The following is a 17,950-nucleotide window of genomic DNA, read 5'->3' on the forward strand; positions in this document are numbered from 1 at the left end:
TTATTCTGTTTTATTCCGGCGCCGGAACGGTCCGGCAGCGATCCGGTCAGGACGCCAGCTTGTCCAGCTCGCGCAGGATCGAATCGCCCATGACGGTGGTCGAGCAGCGCGCCATGCCCGGGGCCATGATGTCGGCCGTGCGCATGCCGCCGCCCAGCACGTTCTGGATCGACTTCTCCAGCATGCCGGCCTCGGCCTCCATGTCGAAGGAGTAGCGCAGGCACATGGCGAAGGAGAGCAGCGTGGCGCAGGGGTTGGCGAGGTCCTTGCCGGCGATGTCCGGCGCCGAGCCGTGCACCGGCTCATAGAGCGCCTTGCGGCCGCCGTTGGCGTCGGGGGCGCCCAGCGAGGCCGAGGGCAGCATGCCGAGCGAGCCGGTCATCATCGCCGCCTCGTCCGACAGGATGTCGCCGAACAGGTTGTCGGTGACGATCACGTCGAACTGCCGCGGGTTCTTCAGGAGCTGCATGGCGCCGTTGTCGGCGTACATGTGGTGCAGCTCGACGTCCTGGAACTCCTCCTGGTGCAGCTTGGTCACTTCCTGACGCCACAGCAGGCCGGACTCCATGACGTTCGCCTTCTCCATGGAGTGGACCTTCCTGTTGCGCTTGCGGGCAAGCTCGAAGGCCACGCGGGCGACGCGGCGGATCTCGGAGGTGGTGTAGACCTGGGTGTTGACGCCGCGGCGCTCGCCGTTGCCGATGTCGCTGATGCCGCGCGGCTCACCGAAATAGACGCCGCCGGTCAGCTCGCGCACGATCATGATGTCGAGGCCGCGGATGACGTCGGGCTTCAGGGTCGAGGCGTCGACCAGCGCGTCGAACACCACGGCCGGGCGCAGGTTGGCGAACAGCCCCAGCTCCTTGCGGAGCATCAGCAGGCCGGCCTCCGGCCGCTTGGTGTAGTCCGACGGGTTGTCCCACTTCGGGCCGCCGACGGCGCCCAGCAGCACCGCGTCGGCCGCCAGCGCGTCGGCCAGCGTCTCGTCCTTCAGGGCCACGCCGTAGGCGTCCAGGGCGGCGCCGCCGACCAGCCCCTCCGTCACGTCGAAGGTCACGTTGCGCTTGCGGTCGAGCCAGTCGATGACCCGGCGCACCTGACGCATGACCTCGGGACCGATGCCGTCACCCGGCAGGAACAGAAGCTTCTTGTTGGCGGGCATGGCGCACGCTCTCCTGGAATACGGACACATGAAAGAGGAAGACGGAAGGGCGAGGAGCCCCGGCGGTCACGCCCACATCCAGGGCTGGCCCCCGCGCTGCTTCGCCTCGAACTGGTCGATGGTGGCGGCGTTCTGCAGCGTCAGCCCGATGTCGTCCAGACCGTTCAGCAGGCAGTGCTTGCGGAAGGGATCGACCTCGAACGGGATGGAGCCGCCGTCCGGCCCGGTGATGACCTGCCGCTCCAGATCGACGGTGACCACGGCGTTGGAGCCGCGCGACGCGTCGTCGAGCAGAAGGTCCACCTGCTCCTTCGGCAGCCTGATCGGCAGGATGCCGTTCTTGAAGCAGTTGTTGTAGAAGATGTCGGCGAAGCTGGGGGCGATGATGCAGCGGATGCCGAAATCCGCCAGCGCCCAGGGCGCATGCTCGCGCGAGGAGCCGCAGCCGAAATTGTCGCCGGACACCAGGATCTTGGCGGAGCGGTAGGCCGGCTTGTTGAGGACGAAGCTCTCGACCTCCCGGCCGTCGGGGGTGTAGCGCATCTCGTCGAACAGATGCTTGCCGAGCCCGGTCCGCTTGATGGTCTTCAGGAACTGCTTGGGAATGATCATGTCGGTGTCGACGTTGATCATCGGCAGCGGCGCCGCGACGCCGGTGAGAACCGTAAACTTTTCCATCGCCAGAAATCCTGTCGCGCAAGGAAGCGCAAACGTGCGCATGCGGAGTGTCGGTGAATAGCAGACCAGCCCCCGCATTGCCAGAGGAAGCTTGCCGCGGCCACCGCTCGCACTGTGCGAAAAAGAATGGCGGGACGCAACGGGGCGCAACGATGTTGCGCCGCAGCCACCCGATCGGGGGAGGCGCGACGCCCTCCGGCTCAATCTGAGTGCGGCCCTTGATGCGGCCGGCGCTCTCGCCTACCAACATCCCGCCCCGATATCCCATCCGCCCCGGATCAACGAGACCGCAAGCCCGACCGATGACCATCCGCCACACCGCCGACCCCGCCCCGCGCCGCCTGTCGCTCGCCTTCGTGGTGCTGGCCCCCCTGCTGTACGGAGCGCTGACGCTGGCCTTCGGGATGGACGCCAACTGGGACCTGCGGAACTACCACTGGTACAACGGCTATGCGCTGCTGACCGGGCGAATCGGCTACGACCTGCTGCCGGCGCAGATGCCGACCTTCTACAATCCGCTGCTCGACGCCCCCTTCTTCCTGCTGGCCGACCGGCTGCCGGCGCGGGCGGCGGGGTTCGTCTGGGGAACCCTGCAGGGGATCAACCTGTCGCTGCTGTTCCTGCTGGCGCGACACTGCCTGTCGATCGGCACGCCGCTGCAGCGGACCCTGGCCGCCATGGCGCTGGCGGCGATGGGCGGGCTGGGCGGCGGCACGCTCGGCCTGATCGGCACCACCTTCCACGACAACCTCGTCAGCATCGGCGTGCTGGGCGCCCTGGTGGCGGTCGCCGGCGCGATGCCGCTGCTGCTGGAGGGCCGCGCGGCGCCGGCCTTCCGCCGGGTGGCCGCGGCCGGGCTGATGGCGGGGGCCGCCATGGGGCTGAAGAACCCGACGGTGATCTACGCGGTCGGCCTCTGCCTCGCCTTCCTCGCCCTGCCGGCGCGGCCGTGGCGGCGGCTGTGGCTGTCCTTCTTCTTCGGGATCGGCGTTCTGGGCGGGCTGGCGCTGGCCGGCGGCTTCTGGATGGCCCATCTGTGGCACGATTACGGGAACCCGGTCTTCCCGCACATGAACCACGTCTTCCGCTCGCCCTACGCGGCGATCTCCGACTACGTCAACGTCGGCTTCTTCCCCAAGGACCGCGTCGAGCGGCTGCTCTTCCCCGTCTTCTTCACCTTCGCGCCGCTGAAGGTCGGCGAGGTGCCGTGGTTCGACCTGCGGGTCCTGGCGTTGTTCGTTCTGGTTCCGGCCGCATCGCTGGCAGCGCTCGCCGCCAAGCTGTTGCGCTGGCGGAACGAGCCGCTGGCCGACCCTGCGGCCACCCGCTTCCTGCTGGCCGCCGCCGCGGTCACCTACGCGCTGTGGGTGGTGATGTTCTGCATCTACCGCTACCTCGTCCCGCTGGAGATGCTGGCCCCGCTGGCGCTGGTGATGGCGGTCGGGCTGCTGCCGCTGGCGCGCCGGGCGAAGGTCGCGCTGGCGGCGGTCCTGCTGGTCGCGGTCCAGGCGACGGTGCAGCCGGCCGACTGGGGCCGCGTCGCCTGGCCGACGGCGCCGGGGGCCGACCGCTGGGTGCAGGCGGAGATCCCGCCGATCGAGGATCCGGACCACAGCATGGTGCTGATGGCCGGCTATTGGGCGATCGCCCACGTCATCCCGGCCTTCCCGCCGCGCATGCCCTTCGTGCGCATCCAGTCGAACTTCCTGCAGCCGGATTCGGTCGGCAACGGCTATCTGGCGATCCTGCAGGACCGGGTGGCCGCCCATCGCGGGCCTTTCCTGATGCTGAGCACGATCCCCGACACGCCGGGCGCCGCCAAGGCCGCCGGGCTGCTCGGCCTGCGGCTCGACGCCGAGGGCTGCCGGGCCATCCCGAACAATCTGGGCGAACCGCTGAACCTCTGCCCGGTCCACCGGGTTGCGGTGGATTAAGGCACGGGTTTGTGGTGTTTATCCCGCCATCACCTTCCACCGAAGCCGCACCGGACTGGCCATGACCGTGACGACCCTCGACCGCTCCCCGCCGCCAAGGCCGCCGCGACCGCGGCGGAGCGCCCGCCCGTCGTGGCCGTGCTGATCCCCTGCTACAACGAGGAGGCGGCGATCGGGAAGGTGGTGGCGGACTTCCGCGCCGCCCTGCCCGACGCCACCGTGTACGTGTACGACAACAACTCGCGCGACCGGACGGTCGAGGTGGCGCGCGAGGCGGGCGCGGTGGTGCGGCGCGAGCCGCTGCAGGGCAAGGGCAACGTCATGCGGCGCATGTTCGCCGACATCGAGGCCGACGTTTACGTGCTGGTGGACGGCGACGACACCTATCACGCCGCCTCCGCCCCGGCGCTGATCGAGCGGCTGTGGCGGGAACAGCTCGACATGGTCAACGGCCAGCGGGTGACCGAGATCGTCGAGGCCTACCGGCCCGGCCACCGCTTCGGCAACAAGCTGCTGACCGGCATCGTCGCCAGGGTTTTCGGCAACCGGATCAACGACATGCTGTCGGGGTACCGCGTCTTCTCCCGCCGCTTCGTCAAAAGCTTCCCGGCGCTGTCCAGTGGTTTCGAGACAGAAACGGAGCTGACCGTCCATGCGCTGGAGCTGCGGATGCCGATCGCCGAGGTGAAGACCCCCTACAAGGACCGGCCGCCCGGGTCGCAGTCCAAGCTGAACACCATCCGGGACGGCATCCGCATCCTGCGGACCATCCTGATCCTGGTGAAGGAGGAGCGTCCGATGCCCTTCTTCTCGGTCCTGTTCGGCGTCCTGGCGCTGGCGTCGGTGGTGCTGGCCGGACCGCTGGTCTCGACCTACTGGCAGACCGGGCTGGTGCCGCGGCTGCCGACCGCCGTGCTGTCGATGGGGCTGATGCTGCTGGCCTTCCTCAGCCTGACCTGCGGCCTGATCCTCGACACCGTCACGCTCGGCCGCCGGGAGATGAAGCGGATGCGCTACCTGTCGATCCCCGCCCCCGGCAGCCATCCGCCGGGCACCGGGCCGGCCGCCGATGGAATGACGGGCGGGGTGGCGGGCGGGGTGACGGGATGAGCGGCATGATCGCCCGCGCGCTCGACAGCCGGCTCGGCCGGCTGGCGGTGCAGTTCGGCAAGTTCGGGATCGTCGGCGTCATCGGCCTCGTCGTCGACACCGCCGTCCTCTATGCCGGGCTCGCGCTGGGGCTGGAGTTCTTCGCGGCCCGCATCCCCTCCTTCTTCGCCGCCGCCACCGCCACCTGGGCGCTGAACCGCGCCTTCACCTTCCGCGGCGCGCGCGACGAGCCGATCCACCGCCAGTGGGCGAAGTTCATCACGGCGAACGCCGTTGGGGGTGTCGTCAACTATGCGGTTTCGGTCGGGCTGGAGGCCAATGTCGAGCTGGTCGCCACCCACCCCTTCCTGGCGGTCGCCGCCGGCTCCCTCGCCGGCATGTTCTTCAACTTCGCCGCCTCGAAGCATCTGGTGTTCAAGGGGGCGTGAGCGTCAGGCGATCCGCCGGAGCGGCGTCAGGCGTACAGCCGGAAAAGCGCCGGCCCCGTCGTGTCCGGCCCTGTGTTAGGAAACTGCGGCCCCGGCGTCCTGCCGAGCACCTCGTCCGCCGCGCGCAAGGCTGCCGCCACATCGGGATCGTCAGCCGGCAGTTGCGCCAGGGAGGCCCGAAAAGCCAGCCACTCCTCGCGCGTTGCAAAAGGGTTCGGCTCTTCAATGAGGTATCGAGGCATGACCTACCTCCCAACCGCGGCAGCAGCGGTCATGACGACCTTGCTCAAATGGTCGGCGTAATGCAGCCAGCCGTCAAGCCTCGATTCGGACATGGCAAACTCGTAATGCATGACTCCGACCAGGTCCAAAGCCAGGCTCACGATATGGGCAAAATGGGAGCGGGCGACCGAGACCGGCAGGCCCCCGCCTGAGATGGCCTCCTTCAACGCGTGCTCGGCGCAGTGGGCCGCCTGCCGGTACAGCACGTCTATGTGGTCGCGGTTGGCGATCATCACGCCGTAGACCGAACCGTCATGCCCCTGGGCGAACAGCTTGCCGCGCGCCCTGTTCTCTCTGCCGAGCGCCAACACCAGATCCGCCCGGCTGAAGCCGCAGCCGTCCGGGTGGTTGTGGTGGATGTACAGCTCCGCCTTCGGGTCGAGCAACATCCCGAGCAGGTCGTCCGGCACGGCGACGGCGCTGCGCGACTGCCCGCCGCCGACGCAAATCCGGCCGCTGGGAAGATCGTAGGCCTTGATGTGCTCCTGATCGGTCGCCCGTCCCCGAGTCAGAATGTGCGATTGGACCGTGCAATCCATCGTGTTGAGGGACAGAATATGGAGCATCGGCGTCCCGATAATCCCTTTCGGGTTGTGGCGCTGCCCTTCTACCCGCGCATGGCTGAGCGGTCAACCAGGGCACCTTATGGACTCGCGCTCCGTCCTCGCCATATAACGGCGGCTATGACGCGCGAATTCCTCAAGATGCATGGGCTCGGCAACGACTTCGTCGTGATCGACGCCCGCTCCACGCCCTATCGGCCAAGCGCGGCCGAGGTACAGGCGATCGCCGACCGCAAGACCGGCGTCGGCTGCGACCAGTTCATCATCGTGGAGCCGGCGACGAAACCGGGGGCCAGCGCCTTCATGCGCATCCGCAACGCCGACGGCAGCGAGGCCGCCGCCTGCGGCAACGCCTCGCGCTGCATCGGCTGGCTGCTGATGGAGGAGGCCGGCGCCGACCGGGTGAGCTTCGAGACGGCGGCGGGGCTGCTGCACGCCTCGCGCGCCGACGGCGGCCGCGTCACCGTCGACATGGGGCCGGCCCGGCTCGACTGGCAGCAGATCCCGCTGGCCGGACCGGCCGACACGCTGCGCGTCGAGGCGGTGTCGCACGGCGGCTTCGGCGGCCCGGTCGCCGTCAACATGGGCAACCCGCACGCCGTCTTCTTCGTCGACGACGTGATGGCGGTGCCGCTGGAGGAGATCGGCGGGGCGCTGGAACATCACCCGATGTTCCCGGAGCGCGCCAACATCGAGTTCGCGCAGGTGCTGTCGCCGACCGCGGTGCGCATGCGCGTGTGGGAGCGCGGCGCCGGCATCACGCGCGCCTGCGGCTCCGGCGCCTGCGCGGTCGGCGTCGCCGCGATGCGCCGCGGCCTGACCGGGCGCAAGGTGGACGTCATCCTGGACGGCGGCACGCTGACCATCGAATGGACCGGGGACGGCCATGTCCTGATGACCGGCCCGGTGGCGACGAGCTTCACCGGGCGTCTGGCAGAGGGGCCGGCAGAGGGGCCGGCAGACGGGCCGGTGGTTCGGCATGAGTGTGCCGATGCCTGAAATCTGCCGGTTCTTCGGCATCATCATCGTCATGTATTACAATGATCACGCGCCTCCGCACTTCCACGCCCGCTATGGAAGCCGGAAGGCTGCGATCGACATCGAGACGCTGGGTATCATCGACGGCGAGCTTACGCCGAGGGCACTCGGGCTGGTGACCGAGCGGGCCGCCAGACACAGGGAGGAGCTTCGCGCGGACTGGGACCTGGCGCCCCGCCATGAGATTCTGCTGCCGATCGCTCCGTTGGAATGAGACAATGCTGAAGGACGTCGTTTCCGTCGAGCCGCTGGAGGGCTACCGCCTGCGCCTCCGCTTCGAGGATGGTGCGCAAGGCGATGTCGACGTGTCGAAGCTGGTGGGCTTCGTCGGCGTGTTCGCTGCCTTGCGGGACCGGTCGACCTTCTCCGCCGTCCGGGTCGATCCGGAGCTTGGCACCGTCGTCTGGCCCAACGGCGCCGACCTCGACCCTGCGGTGCTGTATTCCCAGGTGACCGGCGCCCCCTTGCCCGGAGCCGCACGGAGCCACCATGCCTGACGATCTGCACCTGAAGAACGCCGCTCCCGAGATCGTCACCTTCGGCTGCCGGCTGAACAGCTACGAGTCCGAGGTGATGCGCGACCATGCCCGCAGGGCCGGGCTGGAGGATGTCGTCATCATCAACACCTGCGCGGTCACCTCCGAGGCCGAGCGGCAGGCGCGCCAGACCATCCGCAAGCTGCGGCGCGAGCGGCCGGACGCCCGCATCGTCGTCACCGGCTGCGCCGCCCAGATCGACCCGCAGCGCTATGCGGCGATGCCCGAGGTCGATCAGGTGCTGGGCAACCAGGAGAAGCTGCAGCCCGAGAGCTGGGGCCTGCCGCCGGGCGAGAAGGTGCTGGTCAACGACATCATGTCGGTGAAGGAGACCGCCGGCCATCTCGTCGGCGGCTTCGAGGACCGGGCCCGCGCCTTCATCCAGGTCCAGCAGGGCTGCGACCACCGCTGCACCTTCTGCATCATCCCCTATGGCCGCGGCCCCTCGCGCTCCGTCCCGATCGGCGCCATCGTCGAGCAGGTGCAGGCCCTGGTGCGCGCCGGCTACAACGAGGTGGTGCTGTCGGGCGTGGACATCACCAGCTACGGCCCCGACCTGCCGGGCACGCCGTCGCTGGGGCAGATGGTGCGCCGGCTGCTGGCCTGCGTGCCGGAGCTGAAGCGGCTGCGCCTTTCCTCCATCGACTGCATCGAGATGGACGAGGATCTCTGGCGGCTGATCGAGGGTGAGCCGCGGCTGATGCCCCACCTGCACCTGTCGCTGCAGGCCGGCGACGACCTGATCCTGAAGCGGATGAAGCGCCGCCACGGCCGCGACGACGCCATCGCCTTCTGCCGCCGCGTGCGCGACCTGCGGCCGGACGTGGTGTTCGGCGCCGACTTCATCGCCGGCTTCCCGACCGAGACCGAGGAGATGTTCCGGAACACCCTGCGGCTGGTCGAGGAGTGCGGGCTGACCTGGCTGCACGTCTTCCCCTACAGCCCGCGTCCCGGCACGCCGGCCGCCCGCATGCCGCAGGTCGACGGCGCCGTCCGCAAGGAGCGCGCCGCCCGGCTGCGTGCCGCCGGGGCGCAGGCCGAGGCCCGCACGCTCGCAGCCCTGGTCGGGCGCGAGGCCGACGTGCTGGTCGAGAAGGAAGACCTCGGCCGGACCGAGCATTTCGCGCTGGTCCGCCTCGGCACGCCCCATCCGGCGGGCTCGGTCGTCCGGGCGCGGATCGACGGCGTGCGCGACGGCGTGCTGACCGGCACCCCCCTTTGACCCCCTTTCTGGCATCGGACACCCCATGATCCTGCGTTGGTTCGGCCGCAAGAAGCCCGAGGAACAGGCCCGCAAGGACGAGGCGCCGGAGGCCCGTCCGGAGGAGGCCGCTCCGCCGCCGCCGGCCGCCGAACCGGCGCCGCAGCCCGAGACCGAACCGGCCGCGCCGGCGGTGAGCGCCCCGGCACCGGAGCCCGAGCTGCCGCCCCCCCGGCCGTCGAGACGCCGGCCCCGCCGCCGGTCGCCCCGCCCGCCGCCGCTCCCTCCGGCGGGCCGGAACCGCGCGCGGATCTGCCGGAGACGGTCGAGCCGACCCCAGCGCCGGCCCCGATCGCCGCCGCTCCTGCCGCCGCCGCCGCCCCGGCGGCCGAGGAGGAGGAGGAGGCACCGACCAAGAAGGGCTGGTTCGCCCGGCTGAAGGAAGGGCTCGCCAAGTCCTCCTCCAAGCTGACCGAGGGCATCGGCAGCATCTTCACCAAGCGCAAGCTGGACGACGAGGCGCTGGAGGAGCTGGAGGAGCTGCTGATCACCGCCGACCTCGGCCCCACCACGGCGGCCAAGGTCACGGCCGAACTCGCGCGCACCCGCTTCGGCAAGGAGGTCTCGCCGGAGGAGGTCAAGACCACGCTCGCCGCCGAGGTGACGAAGATCGTCGGCCCGGTGGCCAAGCCCCTGGTCATCGACCCGGCGCTGAAGCCGCACGTCATCCTGGTGGTCGGCGTCAACGGCACCGGCAAGACCACCACCATCGGCAAGCTGGCCCGCCAGTTCCGCGCCGAGGGCAGGAGCGTCATGCTGGCCGCCGGCGACACCTTCCGCGCCGCGGCGGTCAGCCAGCTCAAGATCTGGGGCGAGCGCACCGGCTGCCCGGTGGTGGCGCGGGACACCGGGGCGGACGCCGCCGGCCTCGCCTATGACGCGCTGGAGCAGGCGCGGCAGGAGGGGGTGGACATCCTGCTGATCGACACCGCCGGCCGGCTGCAGAACAAGACCGGCCTGATGGAGGAGCTGCGCAAGATCGTCCGCGTCATCAAGAAGCTGGACGACAGCGCGCCGCACACCACGCTGCTGACGCTCGACGCCACCACCGGCCAGAACGCCCATTCGCAGGTCGAGATCTTCCGCGACATGGTCAACGTCAACGGCCTGATCCTGACCAAGCTGGACGGCTCGGCCCGCGGCGGCGTGCTGGTCTCGCTGGCCGAGAAGTTCAAGCTGCCGGTCCACGCCATCGGCATCGGCGAGGGCGTCTACGACCTGCGGCCCTTCGACGCCGAGGCCTTCGCCAAGTCGCTGGTCGGGCTGGAGGGCAAGTGAGCGGACCGGCGGTCCTGCGCGAGGAACGCCGAAGGGCCTGATATTAAGGGGTGGGTGATTGCAGCGGGGTGGAGCGCGCCGACCTTTGGCGCGTCTACCGCTGCGATCAGGCCGATGCCCCGCCCCACCCGCTTGCACCGTTCCGCCCTCGCCGCCGCCTGCGCCCTGCCGCTGCTGGCCGGCACCCCGGCACTGGCGATGGAGCTGTTCGGCGAGCAGTTCCGCACCGTCGACGACGTCCTGGCCTACAACCGCGGCACCGGCCTGCGCTTCCTCGACCGGCAGGGGCGCTTCCTCGGCTCCGCCGGCGAGGCCCATGGCGATACGGTGCGGCTGGAGGCGCTGCCGCGCCACCTGATCCAGGCGCTGATCGCCAAGGAGGACCGCCGCTTCCTGGAGCATGACGGGGTCGACTATCACGGCGTCGCCCGCGCGCTGGCGGTGGCGGTGACCTCCGGCCGGTTCAGCCAGGGCGGCAGCACGCTGACCCAGCAGACGATGAAGATCATCTTCCTCGGCGACTATGGCCGCTGGACGCGCAAGGCCTACGAGCTGTACAGCGCCGGCGACTTCGAGGAGAAGGTCGGCAAGCGCAATATCCTCTACCTCTACCTGAACCGTGCCTATTTCGGCTCCGGCGCCTATGGCGTGGACGCGGCGGCCCGGGTCTATTTCGGCAAGCCGGCGGCCCGGCTGACGCTGAAGGAATCGGCCATGCTGGTCGGGCTGCTGCCCGCGCCCTCGCGCCTCAACCCCTTCGCCGACCCGGTGCGGGCGGAACGGAAGGCCGAGCTGGTGCTGGACGCCATGGCGGAGGCCGGCTTCGTCACCCGCCGCGAGGCCGAGCAGGCCAAGCGCCAGAACCCCATGCTGGCGACCGTCAACCGGACGGCGGCGCTGACCACCGGCCATGTCCGCGGCACGCTGAAGGCGCGCTTCGACCGCTTCGCCGCCGGCCATTATGCCGGGGACGGACAGCCCCAGGGCACCTACACCGTGCGCACCACGCTGGACCGCGACCTGCAGGCCGCGGCGGTGCGGACCGTGGAGCGCGTGATGACGCGGCGGGGCAAGGCGCTGGAGGGGGTGGAGGTGGCGCTGGTGGCGCTGGACGGCGCCGGCGAGGTGCGCGCCATGGTCGGCGGCCGGGACAGCGCCGCGCGCAGCGACCATTTCAACCGGGCGGTCCAGGCCCGGCGCCAGCCCGGCTCGGCCTTCAAGCTGTTCGTCTATCTCGCGGCGCTGGAGCGCGGGCTGACCCCGGCCTCGTCGATCGACGCCTCGCGCGTCACCTATGCCGACGGGCGCAGCGTGCGGAACTTCGACGGCCGCTATCCCGACCGGCTGACTCTGGCCGAGGCCTTCGCCCACTCCTCCAACACCGCGGCGGTCCGCCTCGCCCAGGGCCATGGCGAGGAGGTGGCGGAGGTCGCCCGGCGGCTCGGCATCTCCACCCCGCCGGCCAGCGGGCCGGGGCTGGCGCTGGGGGCCGGCGAGACGACGCTGATCGAGCTGACGCAGGCCTATGCCGCGGTCGCCAGCGGCGGACTGCGGGTGGAGGCCCATGCCTTCCAGCGGATCACCGACCCGCGCGGACGCGAGGTCTACAGCTACGGCACCCGCGAGCAGCCGAGGGTGCTGGCGCCGCAGACCGTGACGGCGATGAAGGGGCTGCTGGCCGACGTGCTGAGCGACGGCACCGGCCGCAATGCCCGCATCACGGGCGCCCGGCTCAACGGGGCGGCCGGCGGCAAGACCGGCACGACCAACGACTTCCGCGACGCGCTGTTCGTCGGCTATGCCGGCGGCCTGACCGTCGGCGTCTGGGTCGGCAAGGACGACAACACGCCGATGAAGGGGGTCACCGGCGGCTCGGTCCCCGCCGAGATCTGGCGCGGCGTCATGACCGAGGCGGTTCGGCGGCGCTGACCGCCGGACGCAGGCGGCCAGACGCAAAGGGCCGGACGCAAAGGGCCGGACGGGCTGGACCCGGGGCGCCCGCTTCCCCATAGTTGATCAGCTTCGCGACGGGGGAGGATCGACCGCATGAGACAGCGTCTGGCCGCATTGACCATAACCGCAGCGCTGCTCCTTCCCGCCTTCCTCCTGTCCAAGCCCGCCGCCGCGCAGAGCGGGAAGAAGGACGAGCTGGTCATCGGCCTGTCGCAGTTCCCGGCGAGCTGGCATCCCGCCATCGATTCCATGGCGGCGCGCAGCTACATCCTGGGCATGGCGCGCCGGCCCTTCACGGCCTACGACGTGAACTGGTCGCTGACCTGCCTGCTCTGCACCGAGCTGCCCTCGATCGAGAAGGGCACCGCCGCCTACGAGGACCGGCCGGACGGCACGCGCGGCATCAAGGTCACCTACACCATCAACCCCAAGGCGAGCTGGGGCGACGGCACGCCGGTGACGACGAAGGACGTGCTGTTCTCCTGGGAGGTCGGCAGGCACCCGCAGAGCGGCTACACCAACGGCGACCTGTTCAGCCGCGACATCGTCGGCATCGACGCGGCGGACGACCGGACCTTCACCGTCCATCGCTCCCGCGCGGTGTGCAGCTACCGCGAGATCAACGATTTCGAGCTGCTGCCGGCCCATCTGGAGGAGCCGGTCTTCCGGGCCGATCCCGCCAACTACCGCACCCGCTCCAGGTTCGAGACGGACACCACCAATCCCGGCCTCTATTACGGCCCCTACCGCATCACCCAGGTGGAGCCGGGAAGCCACGTGGTGCTGGAACAGAACCCCGCCTGGTGGGGACCGAAGCCAGCCTTCCGGCGTGTCGTCGTCCGCGTGATCGAGAACACCGCGGCGCTGGAGGCCAACCTGCTGGCCGGCCAGATCGACATGGTGCCCGGGGAGGCCGGCTTCCCGCTCGACCAGGCGCTGGCGCTGGAGAAGAAGGCCGGCAGCCGCTTCAGGACGCTCTACAAGCCCGGCCTCTACCTGGAGCATGTCGAGCTGAACCTGGACAACCCGATCCTGAAGGACCTCCGGGTGCGGCAGGCGCTCCTGCTGTCCATCGACCGGGAGGGGATCGCGAAGAAGCTCTACGAGGGGCGGCAGCCGGTCGCCCACAACGAGATCAGCCCGCTCGACCGCGTCCATGTGCCGGGCTACCGCACCTACGGCTACGACCCGGCGGCGGCGGCGAAGCTGCTGGACGAGGCCGGCTGGACCGACCGGCGCGGCGGCTACCGCCACAACGCCAAGGGCGAGCGGCTGGCGCTGGAGTTCATGACCACCGCCGGCAACCGCTCGCGCGAGCTGCTGCAGCAGGTGCTGCAGGCGCAGTGGAAGCAGGCCGGCATCGAGGTGCGCATCGTCAACGAGCCGGCGCGCGTGTTCTTCGGCGAGTCGCTGGACAAGCGCCGCTTCAAGGCGATGGCGCTGTTCGCCTGGGTCAGCCCGCCGGAGAACATCCCGCGCCTGCTGTTCCATTCCACCCAGGTGCCCTCCGACGCCAACGGCTGGTCCGGGCAGAACTACGCCAACTACGCCAACCCGGAGATGGACAGGCTGCTCGACGCGCTGGAGACCACCTGCGAACCGGAGGCCAACCGCGCCCTGTGGGCAAGCTGCAGGCGCTCTATGCGAGGAGCTGCCGAACCTGCCCCTCTATTTCCGCGCCGAGCCGACCGTCCTGCCGCCCTGGCTGGAGGGGGTGGAGCCGACCGGCCACCTCGACTCCCCGACCTTCTGGATCGAGAGCTGGACGCCGAAGGGGTGAGGCGCGCGGCATGACCCGCTTCCTGCTCTCCCGCCTCGCGCAGGCGCTGGTCGTCCTGCTGCTGATGAGCCTGGCGGTCACCGTCCTGCTGGCGCTGATGCCGGGCGATCCGGTGGACATGATGCTGGCCGGCAATCCGCGGGCCACCGCCGCCGACGCGGCGCGGCTGCGCGCCTTCTACGGGCTCGACCAGCCCTGGTGGGAGCGCTACGGCCACTGGCTGTGGGCGGCGCTGCACGGCGACTTCGGCTATTCGCGCAGCTATGCCCAGCCGGTGCTGGCGGTGATCGGGCCGCGGCTGGCCAACACGCTGATCCTGCTCGGCCTCGCCATGGCGCTGTCGATGGCGATGGCGCTGCCGCTCGGCATCCGGGCGGCGCGCAAGCCCGGAGGATGGGCGGACGGGGCGATCAACCTGCTGTGCTTCGCCGGCATCTCGGTTCCGGTCTTCTGGCTGGCGCTGCTGATGATCCTGCTGTTCGCGGTGGAGCTGAACTGGCTGCCCGCCTCCGGCCTCGGCCCGATCGGTGCCTCGGGCTGGCGGGAGACGCTGCCCTATCTGGTGTTGCCGGTCGGCACGCTGGTGCTGTCGGGCGTCGGCGGCTACACGCGCTATGTCCGCTCCGCCGTGATGGGCGAACTGCGGCAGGACTACATCCGCACCGCCCGCGCCAAGGGGGTGGGGGAGCGGCGGGTGGTCTGGGGCCATGCGCTGCGCAACGCGGCCCTGCCGGTGGTGACGGTGGCGGCGCTGGAGTTCGGCGCGCTGTTCTCCGGCGCGCTGGTGATCGAGACGATGTTCGCCTGGCCCGGCATGGGAAAGCTGATCTACGACAGCATCCTGGGCAACGACCTGAACGTCGCCCTGGTGGCGCTGCTGTTCGCCACCCTCACCACGCTGGCCGGCAACCTGCTGGCCGACGTCGCCTATGCCGCCCTCGATCCCCGCATCACCTTCCGGGAACCGGGCGAATGAGCGCGCTTCACCGCTTCCTGCGCAACCCGCTGGCGGTGGCCAGCGCCATGCTGCTGCTGGCCCTGGCGGCGGCCTCGCTGTCCGCCCGCTGGTCGGGGCGTGGCTGGACGCCGACCCCACCGCGGTCAGCCTGCTCGACCGGTTCGAGCCGCCCTCGGCCGCCCATCCGCTCGGCACCGACGAGCTGGGGCGCGACGTGCTGGTCCGGCTGCTCTATGGCGGACAGGTGTCGCTGTTCGTCGGGGTGGCGGCGGCGGTCGCCTGCGCGCTGATCGGCACGGCGGTCGGCCTCGTCTCCGGCTATGCCGGCGGACGCCTCGACGACCTGCTGATGCGGCTGACCGACGCGCTGATCGCCCTGCCGCTGCTGCCGCTGCTGATCGTGCTGGGCGCCATCGACCCGACACGGCTCGGCCTGCCGGCGGACCTCGTGGGATCGGAGAATGCCAGCCTGCTGCGCATCGTGGCGCTGGTGGCGCTGTTCGGCTGGACGACGGTGGCGCGGCTGGTGCGCGGCGCCACCCTGTCGGCGCGGCGGCGCGACTATGCCCGCGCCGCGGTGGCGCTGGGGGCGAGCGGCCGGCGGATCATGCTGACCCACATCCTGCCCAACGTCGCCGGGCCGGCGGTGGTGGCGACGACGCTGACGGTCGGCAACACCATCCTGCTGGAGTCGGTGCTGAGCTTCCTCGGCCTCGGCATCCAGCCGCCGCTGCCCTCCTGGGGCAACATGCTGACCAACGCGCAGGAGCTGGTGAGCGCCGCCCCGCTGCTGGCGGTGTGGCCGGGCTGCTGATCTTCCTGACGGTGGTGGCGGTCAACCTGCTGGGCGACGGGCTGCAGGACGCGCTCGACGCGCGGGTGACGCTGCGGCGGTGAACGGACGGCTTGACGGTCGTAGGGATTTCGTGACTGTGGCGGTAGTCCGTCTTATGGATGCCCCCTCATGGATGTCCCATGATCACGAGCAGACTCTCCGGCAAAGCCCGAACAACCATTCCGTTGGCCGTCCGCCGTGCGCTCGGCCTGCGGGGCGGAGACGAGATCGCCTACAACATCGAGGTGGCCGCGTCGTGCTGACGAAGGCCTCTTCGGAACAGGCACATGATCCCTTCCGCTGCTTCATGGAATGGAACAGCGAAGCGGATCAGCAAGCCTACGCCAACCTTTGATCGAGGCTATGGCAACAGGACCCAGGCCCGTTGACAGCCGACCCACGGCCGCTCCTGACCGGGCGGATGGCCGGCGGGCGGCCTACTTTTCGCGCTGGAACTTCGGCGCGCCGTCCGTCTTGGGCAGGAGGCGCACGGCGTAGGGGCTGGTGCGGACGAGGGCGACGACCTGGGCGGGGCCGGGAACCTGCTCGCGGTAGCCGATGACGAGGTCGCCGCCCTGGACCTGCGCGCGGTCGATCGACACGGCATAGCCGGCGGTGTCGCGCGGCCCCATGAAGACCGCCACCGCCATGCGGTCGGACGGCAGGGAGGACGGCGCCTCCTGCCCGACGCGCGCCCACAGCTCCGTCCAGTCGCCGGGGTGCGGGCGACGACATAGGCGCGCTCGGCCGCCTGGCTGTGCTCGCCCGACCAGTAGGTGCCGGGCGCGGCGTCGGCCGGCAGCAGGTTGCCTCCCCCCGCCCGGTCCGCAGACGTCGTCTGACAGGCGGTCGCCAGGAACAGGGCGGCGCCGAGGGCAAGCAGCGGAGCGACGGGGAGGCGCGGCATCGGGATCAGGCTCTCCGGGGCAGGATGGTTTCGACCAGCGAGGCGAAATAGCTGGCGCCCGTGGCCAGGATCTCGTCGTTGAAATCGTAGTTCGGGTTGTGCAGCCGGCAGGACGGCCCGCGGTGCCCGCCATGGCCGAGCCAGACATAGGCGCCCGGCCGCTCCTTCAGCATGTAGCCGAAATCCTCCGCCGCCATGGTCGGGGCGGCGCCCAGACCACGTTGTCCTCCCCCACCACCCTGGCGGCCACCGCGGCGGCGACGCGCGCCTCCGGCTCGGTGTTGACGGTCGGCGGATAGCCGGGGCGGTAGTCGAGCGCCGCCGTCGCGCCGAAGGCCGCGGCGGTGTTGGTGACGATGCGGTCGAACTGCTCGCGGATGCGGGCCTGCGTCTCCTCCGAGAAGGTGCGCACGGTGCCGCGCAGCACGGCGCTGTCGGGGATGACGTTGAAGGCCGTGCCCGCCTCGATGGAGAGACGACGGCGCTGTCGGCCGGGTTGGTGCCGCGGCTGATCAGGCTCTGCGCGGCGGTGACGATGTGGGCGGCGACCAGCACCGGGTCGACGCCGCGCGTGCGGCATGGCGGCATGCGCCCCCTGCCCGGCCACCGTGATCTCGAAATGGTCGGCGGCGGCCATCACCGGCCGGGATGCACGGCGATCCTGCCGGGCAGCTCCGGCCAGTTGTGCAGGCCGTAGACCTGCTCGCAGTCGAACCGCTCGAACAGCCCTTCCTCGATCATCCTGCGCCCGCCGGCCTGCCCCTCCTCGGCCGGCTGGAAGATGAAGTGGACGATGCCGTCGAAGTTGCGCGCTCCGCCAGATAGCGGGCGGCGCCCAGCAGGATGGTGGTGTGGCCGTCATGGCCGCAGGCGTGCATCTTGCCGGGATGGCGCGAGGCATGGTCGAAGTCGTTGGCCTCCGATGGCGAGCGCGTCCATGTCGGCGCGCAGGCCGATGGCGCGGGTGCCGCCGCCCTGCCCGCGCAAGGTGCCGACGACGCCGGTGCCGGCGATGCCGCGGTGGACCTCGATCCCGACCCGGCGAGCCTGGTCGCCACCAGCTCGGAAGTCCGGTGCTCCTCGTACCCAGCTCCGGATGGGCATGATGTCGCGCACGCGGTCATGTCCGCCTGGAAGTCGGCGATTCGGTTGATGATGGGCATGTCTCTAACGGTTTCGTTGCTGCCGGAACGGCATTTCGGGATTGGCCCGCGCGGGCGTCATTGGAATGAGTATGGCGTGCAACC

The 17,950-nt window shown here is 70.4% G+C and carries 23 protein-coding genes; 13 read left to right on the plus strand and 10 right to left on the minus strand.

Annotated features, from left to right (window positions below):
* Positions 1-46 precede the first annotated feature (46 nt).
* Together leuB and leuD are read right to left on the minus strand one after the other, a co-directional pair.
* A complete protein-coding gene (gene leuB, locus DEW08_RS16570; protein ID WP_109328956.1) occupies positions 47-1,162 on the minus strand; it encodes a 3-isopropylmalate dehydrogenase in 1,116 nt (371 codons plus the stop codon).
* Between the two features lie 66 nt (positions 1,163-1,228).
* Positions 1,229-1,840 (minus strand): 3-isopropylmalate dehydratase small subunit, encoded by a 612-nt coding sequence (gene leuD, locus DEW08_RS16575; protein ID WP_109328958.1) that lies wholly within the window; start codon positions 1,838-1,840, stop codon positions 1,229-1,231.
* Between the two features lie 302 nt (positions 1,841-2,142).
* Here leuD and DEW08_RS31545 point away from each other — a divergent pair, with 302 nt between their 5' ends.
* The 3 genes from DEW08_RS31545 (at position 2,143) to DEW08_RS16590 (ending at position 5,312) form a co-directional block, all read left to right on the plus strand.
* The gene (locus tag DEW08_RS31545; RefSeq protein WP_109328961.1) at positions 2,143-3,774 is read left to right on the plus strand and encodes a hypothetical protein; all 1,632 of its coding nucleotides are present in this window, start codon (positions 2,143-2,145) and stop codon (positions 3,772-3,774) included.
* A 132-nt stretch (positions 3,775-3,906) separates the two neighbouring features.
* The gene (locus tag DEW08_RS16585) at positions 3,907-4,884 is read left to right on the plus strand and encodes a glycosyltransferase family 2 protein (protein WP_109328963.1); all 978 of its coding nucleotides are present in this window, start codon (positions 3,907-3,909) and stop codon (positions 4,882-4,884) included.
* Entirely contained in the window at positions 4,881-5,312 is a 432-nt protein-coding gene (locus tag DEW08_RS16590) for a GtrA family protein (RefSeq protein WP_245986344.1), read from the plus strand. The genes DEW08_RS16585 and DEW08_RS16590 overlap by 4 nt, the downstream gene beginning before the upstream one ends.
* A 26-nt stretch (positions 5,313-5,338) precedes the next feature.
* On the opposite strand, the gene DEW08_RS30760 is transcribed toward DEW08_RS16590, so the two are convergent.
* A complete protein-coding gene (locus tag DEW08_RS30760) occupies positions 5,339-5,554 on the minus strand; it encodes a hypothetical protein (RefSeq protein WP_146214701.1) in 216 nt (71 codons plus the stop codon).
* Between the two features lie 3 nt (positions 5,555-5,557).
* On the minus strand, positions 5,558-6,160 hold the full coding sequence (locus DEW08_RS16595; protein ID WP_109328965.1) for a hypothetical protein: 603 nt from the start codon (positions 6,158-6,160) through the stop codon (positions 5,558-5,560).
* 117 nt (positions 6,161-6,277) lie between these two features.
* On the opposite strand from DEW08_RS16595, the gene dapF reads away from it, so the two are divergent.
* The 10 genes from dapF to DEW08_RS32505 all read left to right on the plus strand — a co-directional run bounded on the left by dapF (position 6,278) and on the right by DEW08_RS32505 (position 16,059).
* Complete coding sequence (dapF, locus tag DEW08_RS16600) at positions 6,278-7,156, plus strand: diaminopimelate epimerase (protein ID WP_109328967.1); 879 nt, start codon at positions 6,278-6,280, stop codon at positions 7,154-7,156.
* Positions 7,137-7,409, plus strand: a complete 273-nt coding sequence (locus DEW08_RS16605) for a DUF4160 domain-containing protein (RefSeq protein ID WP_211107143.1) — start codon at positions 7,137-7,139, stop codon at positions 7,407-7,409. The genes dapF and DEW08_RS16605 overlap by 20 nt, the downstream gene beginning before the upstream one ends.
* 4 nt (positions 7,410-7,413) lie before the next feature.
* Positions 7,414-7,692: a DUF2442 domain-containing protein gene (locus DEW08_RS16610; RefSeq protein WP_109328971.1), complete on the plus strand. Its 279-nt coding sequence runs from the start codon at positions 7,414-7,416 to the stop codon at positions 7,690-7,692.
* The gene (mtaB, locus tag DEW08_RS16615) at positions 7,685-8,953 is read left to right on the plus strand and encodes a tRNA (N(6)-L-threonylcarbamoyladenosine(37)-C(2))-methylthiotransferase MtaB (protein ID WP_109328973.1); all 1,269 of its coding nucleotides are present in this window, start codon (positions 7,685-7,687) and stop codon (positions 8,951-8,953) included. The genes DEW08_RS16610 and mtaB overlap by 8 nt, the downstream gene beginning before the upstream one ends.
* A gap of 36 nt (positions 8,954-8,989) precedes the next feature.
* Positions 8,990-10,270 carry a signal recognition particle-docking protein FtsY gene (gene ftsY, locus DEW08_RS16620; RefSeq protein WP_425429101.1) on the plus strand — a complete coding sequence of 427 codons (1,281 nt, stop codon included), beginning with the start codon at positions 8,990-8,992 and terminating at the stop codon, positions 10,268-10,270.
* Between the two features lie 114 nt (positions 10,271-10,384).
* On the plus strand, positions 10,385-12,199 hold the full coding sequence (locus DEW08_RS16625; RefSeq protein ID WP_109328975.1) for a transglycosylase domain-containing protein: 1,815 nt from the start codon (positions 10,385-10,387) through the stop codon (positions 12,197-12,199).
* A gap of 117 nt (positions 12,200-12,316) precedes the next feature.
* Entirely contained in the window at positions 12,317-14,017 is a 1,701-nt protein-coding gene (locus DEW08_RS16630; RefSeq protein ID WP_245986345.1) for a peptide ABC transporter substrate-binding protein, read from the plus strand.
* Complete coding sequence (locus DEW08_RS16635; protein WP_109328978.1) at positions 14,014-14,979, plus strand: ABC transporter permease; 966 nt, start codon at positions 14,014-14,016, stop codon at positions 14,977-14,979. Before DEW08_RS16630 ends, DEW08_RS16635 begins: the two co-directional genes overlap by 4 nt.
* Entirely contained in the window at positions 14,933-15,775 is an 843-nt protein-coding gene (locus tag DEW08_RS16640; RefSeq protein WP_245986346.1) for an ABC transporter permease, read from the plus strand. The genes DEW08_RS16635 and DEW08_RS16640 overlap by 47 nt, the downstream gene beginning before the upstream one ends.
* Before the next feature lie 161 nt (positions 15,776-15,936).
* On the plus strand, positions 15,937-16,059 hold the full coding sequence (locus DEW08_RS32505; RefSeq protein ID WP_245986347.1) for an AbrB/MazE/SpoVT family DNA-binding domain-containing protein: 123 nt from the start codon (positions 15,937-15,939) through the stop codon (positions 16,057-16,059).
* A 174-nt stretch (positions 16,060-16,233) separates the two neighbouring features.
* On the opposite strand, the gene DEW08_RS32510 is transcribed toward DEW08_RS32505, so the two are convergent.
* From DEW08_RS32510 to DEW08_RS33505, 6 genes are all read right to left on the minus strand, one after another.
* Entirely contained in the window at positions 16,234-16,446 is a 213-nt protein-coding gene (locus DEW08_RS32510; protein WP_245986349.1) for a protease complex subunit PrcB family protein, read from the minus strand.
* A 262-nt stretch (positions 16,447-16,708) separates the two neighbouring features.
* Complete coding sequence (locus DEW08_RS33485; RefSeq protein ID WP_342760743.1) at positions 16,709-16,876, minus strand: hypothetical protein; 168 nt, start codon at positions 16,874-16,876, stop codon at positions 16,709-16,711.
* Complete coding sequence (locus tag DEW08_RS33490; protein WP_342760744.1) at positions 16,870-17,340, minus strand: peptidase dimerization domain-containing protein; 471 nt, start codon at positions 17,338-17,340, stop codon at positions 16,870-16,872. Before DEW08_RS33490 ends, DEW08_RS33485 begins: the two co-directional genes overlap by 7 nt.
* On the minus strand, positions 17,340-17,444 hold the full coding sequence (locus DEW08_RS33495) for a hypothetical protein (protein WP_342760745.1): 105 nt from the start codon (positions 17,442-17,444) through the stop codon (positions 17,340-17,342). The genes DEW08_RS33490 and DEW08_RS33495 overlap by 1 nt, the downstream gene beginning before the upstream one ends.
* Positions 17,441-17,581 (minus strand): hypothetical protein, encoded by a 141-nt coding sequence (locus DEW08_RS33500; protein ID WP_342760776.1) that lies wholly within the window; start codon positions 17,579-17,581, stop codon positions 17,441-17,443. The genes DEW08_RS33495 and DEW08_RS33500 overlap by 4 nt, the downstream gene beginning before the upstream one ends.
* Positions 17,562-17,819, minus strand: coding sequence for a hypothetical protein (locus DEW08_RS33505; RefSeq protein ID WP_342760779.1), 258 nt, complete (start codon positions 17,817-17,819; stop codon positions 17,562-17,564). The genes DEW08_RS33500 and DEW08_RS33505 overlap by 20 nt, the downstream gene beginning before the upstream one ends.
* Positions 17,820-17,950: the final 131 nt, after the last annotated feature.

The sequence above is a fragment of the Azospirillum thermophilum genome (genome assembly GCF_003130795.1).
GTDB lineage: Bacteria > Pseudomonadota > Alphaproteobacteria > Azospirillales > Azospirillaceae > Azospirillum > Azospirillum thermophilum.